The sequence below is a fragment of the Streptosporangium sp. NPDC002607 genome, from assembly GCF_053592655.1.
In genome coordinates this window covers 37,952-47,304 of sequence record NZ_JBSFWD010000061.1, presented here as the reverse complement: position 1 = coordinate 47,304, position 9,353 = coordinate 37,952, and the positions used below count along the sequence as shown (strand labels likewise).

The 9,353-nt window shown below is 71.8% G+C and carries 3 protein-coding genes and 1 riboswitch; all 3 genes read right to left on the bottom strand.

Annotated features, from left to right (window positions below; translation table 11 throughout):
• Positions 1–182: 182 nt before the first annotated feature.
• Positions 183–830 (bottom strand): leucine-rich repeat domain-containing protein, encoded by a 648-nt coding sequence (locus ACWD3H_RS40705; RefSeq protein WP_451958831.1) that lies wholly within the window; start codon positions 828–830, stop codon positions 183–185.
• A gap of 472 nt (positions 831–1,302) precedes the next feature.
• Entirely contained in the window at positions 1,303–4,980 is a 3,678-nt protein-coding gene (gene metH / locus ACWD3H_RS40700; RefSeq protein WP_451958830.1) for a methionine synthase, read from the bottom strand.
• Between the two features lie 14 nt (positions 4,981–4,994).
• A riboswitch (S-adenosyl-L-homocysteine riboswitch) is annotated at positions 4,995–5,070 on the bottom strand.
• A gap of 59 nt (positions 5,071–5,129) precedes the next feature.
• Complete coding sequence (locus ACWD3H_RS40695) at positions 5,130–9,308, bottom strand: amino acid adenylation domain-containing protein (RefSeq protein ID WP_451958829.1); 4,179 nt, start codon at positions 9,306–9,308, stop codon at positions 5,130–5,132.
• Positions 9,309–9,353 lie beyond the last annotated feature (45 nt).

Below are 9,353 nucleotides of genomic sequence, written 5' to 3'. Positions count from 1 at the left end.
CCCGACCGGCCGGGTGGTCTGGTTCCGGCTCTCCGAGGCCTGACCGTACGAGGGTCAGACCTCCCGGTTCATGGTGGTCCGCAACCACCCCGGACAGGCGACCACGACGTCCCAGATGCTCTCGGCGGCGAGCGAGACACTAGGAGTTCTAAGGCTCGCAGGAAGTGCGGGACCGCAATCGGTTAGCGACCGTCGGGGCCGAACCAGGCAGCATCGGTGAGGTTCCTCAAAGACTCGGGCAGCGCGGTCAACTGGTTACCGCCCAGGTCGAGCCAGGTGAGGGCGGTGAGGTTCCTTAAGGACTCGGGCAGCGCGGTCAACTGGTTGCCGCCCAGATCGAGCTCTTCGAGGGCGGTGAGGTTCCCCAGCGACTCGGGTAGCGCGGTCAGCCGGTTGTTATACAGGTCGAGCCAGGTGAGGGCGGTGAGGTTCCCCAGCCACTCGGGCAGCGCGGTCAACCGATTGCCGCCCAGGTCAAGCCAGGCGAGAGCGGTGAGGTTCCTCAAGGACTCGGGCAGCGCGGTCAACTGGTTGTAGAACAGGTCGAGCTTTTCGAGGGCGGTGAGATTCCCCAGCCACTCGGGCAGCGCGGTCAACCGATTGCCGCCCAGATCGAGCTTTTCGAGGGCGGTGAGATTCCCCAGGCACTCGGGCAGCGCGGTCAACCGATTGCCGCGCAGGTCGAGCCGTTTGAGGGCGGTGAGCTGGGCGAGTGACTCGGGCATCGTGCTCAGCCGGAGACCGGACAGGTCAAGGTGGGTCGATTCGTCCTCCAAGCACTCGGTGATCCGTGTGACGGCGATCGCCTGGCCTGCCTCGGGGTCCATCATGATCTCTCTTCTCCTTGTCGCTCACGCGCCTGGGCTCGCCCCTGCGCCGTACCGGTCTCCGGCCCTTCCTCGGCCGCTTCGGACAGGAGGGTCGACGATGACGCTAGAGACCGGCGCTGGAGAACGACTTGTAAGTCATAGGACGGCCTGGCCACAGATGGCCGTCATTGAGGAGAACCGCCTGCCGTTACAGCCGTCTCGCGGCACCACTCTGGGCTCGTCGCGCCGCCCCTGGCGGAGGGCCACTCATCCGCTCCAGCCAGGAACCGTCCCGGCGAGCGTCCCGCTACTCAGGTGGAGGCGTCGGGCCGATCCGTTGGACCTGATGAAACCAGCAGGAAATCGATCAGCCCTTGGAGGACTTCATGGCAGGTCTCCTACAGCAGGGCGTCATGGTTTGTGCGGTGGTTTTAGAGGTGAATCCCGTCGGCCGGGGCCGTCAGCGGCCCTCGGCACCGGCCGACGGATCAGATCACTCCGGATCGTAGGCGAGGTTGGGGCGCAGCCAGCGCTCGACCTCCGCGAGGTCGAGGCCGCGCCGCAGCGCGTAGTCCTCGACCTGGTCCCTGCCGACCCGCCCCACGGTGAAGTACCGCGACGACGGGTGGGCGAAGATCAGCCCGCTGACGCTGGCCGCGGGTGTCATCGCGAACGACTCGGTCAGGCCCATGCCCAGCCGGTCGGCACCGAGCAGGTCGAACAGGTCCCGCTTCTGGCTGTGGTCCGGGCTCGCGGGGTAGCCGAGCGCGGGACGAATGCCGCGGAAGCGCTCGGCGTGCAGGTCCTCGATGCGGGGATCGGCGTCCGGCTCGAACCAAGCCCGCCGCGCCTCCAGGTGGATGTGCTCAGCGAACGCCTCGGCCAGCCGGTCGGCGAGGGCCTTCACCATGATCGCCCGATAGTCGTCGTTCTGGGCCTCGTAGGCGTCCGCGAGGGTTTCTGCGCCGTGGATCGCCACGGCGAACCCGCCGAGGTGGTCTCCCGCCGGAGCCAGGTAGTCCGCCAGGCACCGGTTGGGCCGGCCCTCGGGCTTGGCCGTCTGCTGGCGCAGCATCGGCAGGCGGAGGCCGTGCTCAAGCACGATGTCGTCGCCCTCGGAGTGGGCGGGCCAGTAGCCGTAGGCGCCCACGGCCTGGAAGTGGCCCTCGGCGATGATCTGGTCGAGCAGGGTGTTCGCGTCGTCGAAGAGCTCGCGGGCCACCGGCTGGTCGAGGATCGCCGGGTACTTGCCCTTCAGCTCCCAGGCCAGGAAGAGGAACTGCCAGTCGATCATCTCCCGGAGGGCGGCCAGGTCCGGCCGCACGGTGCGGACGCCGGTGAAGGCGGGGACGGGCAGATCGTCGAACGGGACCCGCTCGGGGTTCGCCCGGACCTGGGCGATGGCCAGCAGGGGGGTGCGCTGCTTGCTCGCGTACTGCTCGCGCAGGCGCTCCTGGTCGGCGCGGTTGCTCGCGTCCAGCTCTCCGGCCCGCTCCGCGTCCAGCAGGTCGGAGACCACGCCGACGACGCGGGAGGCGTCGAGCACGTGGACCGTGCTGTGGTCGTAGGCGGGGGCGATGCGGACCGCGGTGTGCTGGCGCGACGTCGTGGCGCCGCCGATCAGCAGGGGCAGCTTCAGCCCGCGGCGCCGCATCTCCTCGGCGACGGTGACCATCTCGTCCAGCGACGGGGTGATCAGCCCGGAGAGCCCGACGACGTCGGCGCCCTCGGCGACCGCGGTGTCCAGGATCACCGAGGCCGGGACCATCACCCCGAGGTCGATGACCTGGTAGTTGTTGCAGCCCAGCACGACGCCCACGATGTTCTTGCCGATGTCGTGCACGTCGCCCTTGACGGTGGCGAGCACCACCTTGCCCTGCCCTCGGCCGCTGTCCAGGCGCCCCTCCAGCCGCGCCTGTTCCTTCTCCGCCTCCATGAAGGGCTCAAGGTAGGCGACCGAACGCTTCATCACCCGGGCGCTCTTGACCACCTGCGGCAGGAACATCTTCCCCGCGCCGAACAGGTCGCCCACGGTCTTCATCCCGTCCATCAGCGGCCCCTCGATCACCTCCAGGGGGCTCGCCTTCAGCTGCCGGGCCTCCTCGGTGTCGGCCTCGATGAAGTCGACGATGCCGTGCACCAGGGCGTACGACAGGCGCTCCGTCACCGGCGCCTCCCGCCAGGACAGGTCCACGACCCGGCGGGTGCCGGACCCGCTCACCGTCTCGGCGAAGGCGACGAGCCGGTCGGTGGCGTCCGGACGCCGGTCGAAGATCACATCCTCGACGAGTTCGAGCAGGTCGGCGGGGATGTCCTGGTAGACCGCGAGCTGCCCGGCGTTGACGATGCCCATGTCGAGGCCGGCGCGCACGGCGTGCAGGAGGAACGCCGAGTGCATCGCCTCACGTACGACGTCGTTGCCCCGGAAGGAGAACGACAGGTTGGAGATGCCGCCGCTGGTCCGCGCCCCCGGGCAGCGCTGCTTGATCAGCGGCAGCGCCTCGATGAACGCCTTCGCGTAGCCGTTGTGCTCGGCGATGCCGGTGGCGACCGCGAGCACGTTGGGGTCGAACACGATGTCCTCGGCGGCGAACCCGGCCTTCTGCGTCAGCAGGTCGTAGGCGCGGGCGCAGATCGACACCTTGCGCTCGACGGTGTCGGCCTGTCCCTGCTCGTCGAAGGCCATGACCACCACGCCGGCCCCGTAGCCCCGGATGATCCGCGCCTGCTCCAGGAACGACTCCTCGCCCTCCTTGAGGCTGATCGAGTTGACGACGCCCTTGCCCTGCACGCACTTGAGCCCGGCCTCCAGCACGCTCCAGCGCGAGCTGTCGATCATGATCGGGATGCGGGCGACCTCCGGCTCGGTCGCGATCAGATTCAGGAAGGTGGTCATCGCCCGCTCGCTGTCGAGCAGGTCGGCGTCCATGTTGACGTCGAGCAGGTTGGCCCCGCCGCGTACCTGTTCCAGCGCGACGTCGACGGCGCCCTGATGGTCGTCCGCCTCGATCAGGCGCCGGAAACGCGCCGAGCCGGTGACGTTGGTGCGCTCCCCGATCATGACGAATCCGGTGTCCGAGCCGATCTCGAAGGGCTCCAGGCCGCTGAACCGGGTGCGGGCCGCCGGCGCCGGGATCTGGCGGGGCGGGAGGCCGGACACGGCGGCCGCGATCCGCTCGATGTGCCCCGGCGAGGTCCCACAGCACCCGCCGACGACGTTGACCATGCCCGCCCTGGCGAACTCGTCGAGCAGCGCCGCCGTCTCCTCCGGGGTCTCGTCGTAGCCGCCGAACGCGTTGGGCAGGCCGGCATTGGGATGGCAGGCCACGTAGGTGTCCGCCAGGCGCGACAGCTCGGCGACGTGCGGGCGCGCCTCCTTAGCGCCCAGCGCACAGTTCACGCCGACCACGAGCGGTTCGGCGTGCCGGATCGCGCTCCAGAACGCCTCGACGGTCTGGCCCGACAGCGTGCGCCCGCTCAGGTCGACGATCGTCACCGAGATCCACAGCGGCAGGTGCGGGGCGACCTCGCGCGCGGCGGCGATCGCGGCCTTCGCGTTGAGCGTGTCGAAGATCGTCTCGATCAGCAGCAGGTCGACCCCGCCGTCGGCCAGTGCCCGGATCTGCTCGGCGTAGGTGGCGCGGACCTCGTCGAACGTCACCGCCCGGTAGGCCGGGTCCTCGACGCGCGGGGAGAGCGAGAGCGTGACGTTCAGCGGGCCGATCGAGCCGGCCACGAAACGTCCGCCCACCTCGTCCGCGGCCTGACGCGCCAGCTGGGCGGCCCGCAGGTTCATCTCCCGCACCCATGGCTCCAGCCCGTAGTCGGCCTGGCCGATGCCGGTCGCGGTGAAGGTGTTCGTGGTAGTGATGTCCGCGCCCGCCGCGAGGTATTGGCGGTGGATGTCCAGGATGACATCGGGGCGGGTCAGGTTCAGCAGGTCCGGGTCGCCGGTCAGGTCACGCGGGTGCTCTGCGAACCGCTCGCCGCGATAGTCGGCCGGGGTGAGCGATGCGCCCTGCAGCATCGTGCCCCAGGCCCCGTCGAGCACCGCGATCCGCCGGTCCAGCAGCTCCCGCAGTGCCTGGCCGCCCGCTTTCGGCACGCCGTTCTCGTGACTCGCTCCGCTGTCACGCCCGTGCTCGTCGCCGTGCCTCGGGGAATCGCTCACCAGACCACCTCCCGTTGTGGGAGGCGCCCTTGGTAGCGGATCGGGGTCGAGCGTGGCGGGCTTGAGCCCGTTGCAGCGCCTCTCGACCTGAAGATCGAGGGTACCTAAAAACAAATGAGGACGCCAAAGCCGATCCGCTGCCGGCGTCCTCAGCCGGTGAGGAAACGGCTGATCAGGTCGACGTGCGGGGCGCGGAGAAGTTCGTGGTGCTCTCCGGGGATCTCGTGGACGGCCAGGTCTGAGACGGTCTGGCGCCAGCCCGCCTCCTGGACGGCGCGCAGCGCGGGCGGATGCGACTCGCTGGCCAACAGGGTGACCCGGCCGTGGAACCAGCCGGCCCGGTAGTCGGCCAGGCCGCGCAGGCTGTCGCGCCAGAGCCGCAGCAGCTCCGGCCCGTACGCCTCGTGGTAGGCGGCCACCTGGGAGGAGGTCATGCCCAGCCCTGCGAAGAAGCCCACCTTCGAGTCGAGCAGGGTCTGCCGGGCCTCGGCGGCGCCCAGCGGGGCCAGCCGGTCGATCAGCGCCTCCAGTTCGGCCAGCTCGCCCAGTAGGTCGGTCACGAACACCTCGGGCAGCACCGAGTCGATCAGCACCACCTGGTCGACCTGGTGGCCGAGCGCCTGTAGCCGCCTGGCCGTCTCGAAGGCCAGCACACCGCCCGCGGACCAGCCGGCGAGCGTGTACGGACGCGCCAGGTCCAGTCCCGAACCGGCCAGCTCCCGGGCGTACCTGGCGGCCATGTCCGGCAGCGAACCGGCTTTCATCCCCGACTCCAGCGCCTGCAGCGCGTGGACCGGCCGGTACGCGGCGAGCCTGGCCGCCAGCCCCGCGTAGCAGCGCGCGGAGCCGCCGAGCGGATGGAAGCAGTACAGCGGGGCTCCGGCGGACGAGGAGACGGCCAGCGGGGTGATCACGGGGAGCGTGGCGGCCGGAGCACCGTCACTCCCCAGGTCGGCACCGTGGCCGGGTTCCCGGGCGGGGCCGGAGCCGTTCTTTTGGCCGTGACCGAGACCGGAGGAGCCGGAGGCGGGGCCGGGATCGGGGCCGCTGTCGGCGCCGGGGGCCGGGTCGTGCTCGGAGCCACGGTCCGCGCCGTGCCCCGAAGACCCGCCGGAGGCGTGCCCGAAGCCACGGTCGGAACCGGGGACGGCCGCGGACACCAGGGTGGCCAGGCCGCTGACCGTGGCGTTGGCCAGGAACCTGCGAAGCTTGACCTTCACGCCCAGGCGCTGTTCCACGCTCGCCATCAGCCGTACCGCGCCGAGGGAGTCGATACCCCTGGCGAACAGGTCCTCGTCCGCGCCGACGTCGTCGGAGCCGATCCCGAGCAGCCCGGCGATCAGGTCGGCGATCTGCCCCTCGACGGCGGTACGCGCCCGGCGCGGAGCGGGCTCCTCCTCCGCGTCCCGCACGGTGGCGGCGTTCACCTCCGGCAGCGCGGATCGGTCCACCTTGCCGTTGCGGTTGAGCGGGATCGCGGGCAGCGGCACGAAGACCGAGGGCACCATGTACTCGGGCAGGCTCCGGGCCAGGCCCGCGCGCATCTCGGCCGCCGTGGCGGTGCCGACGACGTAGGCGACGAGCCTTCGCCCTCCTCCGGAGCCGGGCCGGGGCTCGGGTACGGGTACGGTCCCAGGTCCAGGCCGGGGCTCGGGGACGGGTACGGTTCCAGATCCGGGCCGGGGCTCAGGGACGGGTACGGTCCCAGGTCCGGGCCGGGGCTCAGGTACGGGTGCGGCGACGACGACCGACTGGTCGACGCCCGGCAGTTCGTCCAGGGCGGCCTCGACCTCTCCCAACTCGACACGGAATCCCCTCACCTTCACCTGGTCGTCGAGCCTGCCGAGGAACTCGAACTCCCCGTCGGCGCGGAGCCTGCCCAGGTCCCCGGTGCGGTAGAGCCGCGAGCCCGGCGGGCCGAAGGGGTCGGGCAGGAAGCGCTCGGCGGTCAGCGCGGGCCTGCCGTGGTAGCCGCGCACCACGCACTCGCCGCCGATGTACAACTCGCCGGGCACCCCCATCGGGAGCGGACGCATGGCGTCGTCCAGCACGTACATGGCGGTGCCGGGGATGGGCCTGCCGATGGGGACCAGCTCTCCGCCGATCGGGCCGGTCACGGTGTGCACGCAGTTGGCGACGGACGCCTCGGTCGGGCCGTACTCGTTGAGCAGCACCGGTGCCGGGTCCAGCGCCTGCCAGAACGCCAGCGCCCGGCTGGGGAAGGCGTCGGCGCCCACCACCAGGACCCCGGCCAGTCCCGCGGCCTGCTCGGCGGAGAGCTGCCCGGCCAGGACCTCCAGGTGTCCGGGGGTGAGCTTGACGAACCCGTACGGCCGGGCCGACAGCGCGGTGCCCAGCTCGTCGAGGGCGGTGTCCTCGGCGGCGATGTGCAGGCACTGGCCCACCACCAGCGGCGTGTAGATGTTGGGCACGACCATGTCGTAGGCGACCGAGGAGAAGAGCGGGGCCCCGCCCACGCCGCCGACGGCGTAGGCCGACACGCACCAGCGCAGGAAGTTCACCAGGCCCCGGTGCCCGACCATGACGCCCTTGGGACGCCCGGTCGAGCCGGAGGTGTAGATGAGGTAGGCCAGGTTGCCGGACGCGGCGGTCGGGTCCAGGTCGCCGGAGGGATATCCGGCACTCTCGGCTTCCAGGGCGGCCTCATCGTCCAGCACCAGCCGGGCACCGGAGTCGGCCAGCATGTACTCCAGCCGGGCGGACGGCAGATGGGGGTCGAGCGGCAGGTAGGCGGCCCCGGCCTTCCAGATGCCGAGGAAGGCGGCGACGAGCCAGTCGGAGCGTCGCAGGCGGACGGCGACGATGCTCTCCGGGCCGACGCCTCTGCCGCGCAGCCAGTGCGCGATCCGGTTGGCCCTGGCGTTCAGTTCCCGGTAGCTCAGCCGGGTCCCGCCGAAGGTCAGCGCGACGGCCTGGGGGGTGCGCCGGGCCTGCCGCTCGAAGAGCTGGTGCGCGCAACCGTCCGGCGACCCCAGTGGTTCCGGCCCCCGGCAGGCCGCGAGCAGCGTCTCGCGCTCGGCGGGCGGGAGGATCTCCAGGGCGCTGAGCGGTACGTCGGGTGCGGCGGCGACCTGGGCGAGCAGGTGGACGAAGGACTCGGCGAGCCGCCGGGCGGTGCCGGGCTCGAACAGGTCGACGCGGTAGGTCAGGTGCCCCAGCAGGTGGCCGCCTGCCGGCATCAGGGACAGCGCGAGGTCGTACTTGGCCGCGGTGTCGGGGAACTCGAACGGCTCCACGGCCAGGTCGCCGAGGGCCGTGCTCCCCGGCAGGCCGGCGTGCAGCTCGTACAGGACGCGGAAGAGCGGGGCGCGGCCCTGGGCGAGCATCGGGTACGGCAGGTGCTGGTGGGTGAGGGCGTCCAGGCAGTAGGCGCGGACCCGGCGGAGCAACTCGGTGAAGCTCGGGTCGCCCGACAGGTCGGCGCGCATCACGACGGTGTTGAAGAAGGCGCCGACGAGGTGCTCGGAGTGCGGCACGGCGCGGTTGGCGACGGTGCTGCCGAGCGCGATGTCGTCCTGGCCGCAGTGGCGCGACAGCAGCGCGGCGAACGCGGCGAGCCCGGCCATGTACGGGGTGGCCCGGCAGCGCCGGGCGACGGTGCCGAGCACGGCGGCGGTGGCGGCCGGCACGGTGAAGGTCAGCGTCGCCCCCTCCGTGGCGGGCTCGGCGGCGGTCTTCGTGGCGGGGACGCGGTCGGTGGGCAGGTCGAGCGCGGGCAGGCCGGCCAGGGCGCCGCGCCAGTGCGCCAGGGCGGGCGCCAGATCCACGGCCCGCTCGGCGGCCACCACCTCGTCGTACCCGGCGGGCAGCGGGGGCAGCGGGTCGGGCAGCCCGGCGAGGTGTGCCCGGTAGAGGGCGTCGAGCTCGCCGAGGAAGACGCCCATGGACCACTCGTCGAAGGCGATGTGGTGCACGGCGAGCACCAGGACGTGGTCGTCGGCGGCCAGCCGGGCGAGCTGGACGCGCAGCACCGGCCCGGCGGCCAGGTCGAACGGCCGCCGCGCCTCGGCGACGGCCGTCCTGCGGGCCTCCTCCTCCGACGCCACGGGGTGTACCGGCAGCTCGACCGGCGCCGGTGGCAGCACCGAGGCCACCGGCCGTCCTTCGACGTTCGGATAGACGGTGCGCAGCGCCTGGTGGCGGGCGACGACGTCGCCGAGCGCCCCGGCGAGTGCCGGGACGTCCAGCGGGCCGCGCAGGCGCAGCGCCAGGCAGACGTTGTACTCCGTCCCCGCGGGGTCCAGCTGGTGGCCGAGCCACATCCGCTCCTGGGCGTACGACAGCGGCGTCCCGGCGGGAGAGGTCACAGCCGGGGGCGCCTCGGCCGGCGGCTCTTCGGACCGGGGCGTCCC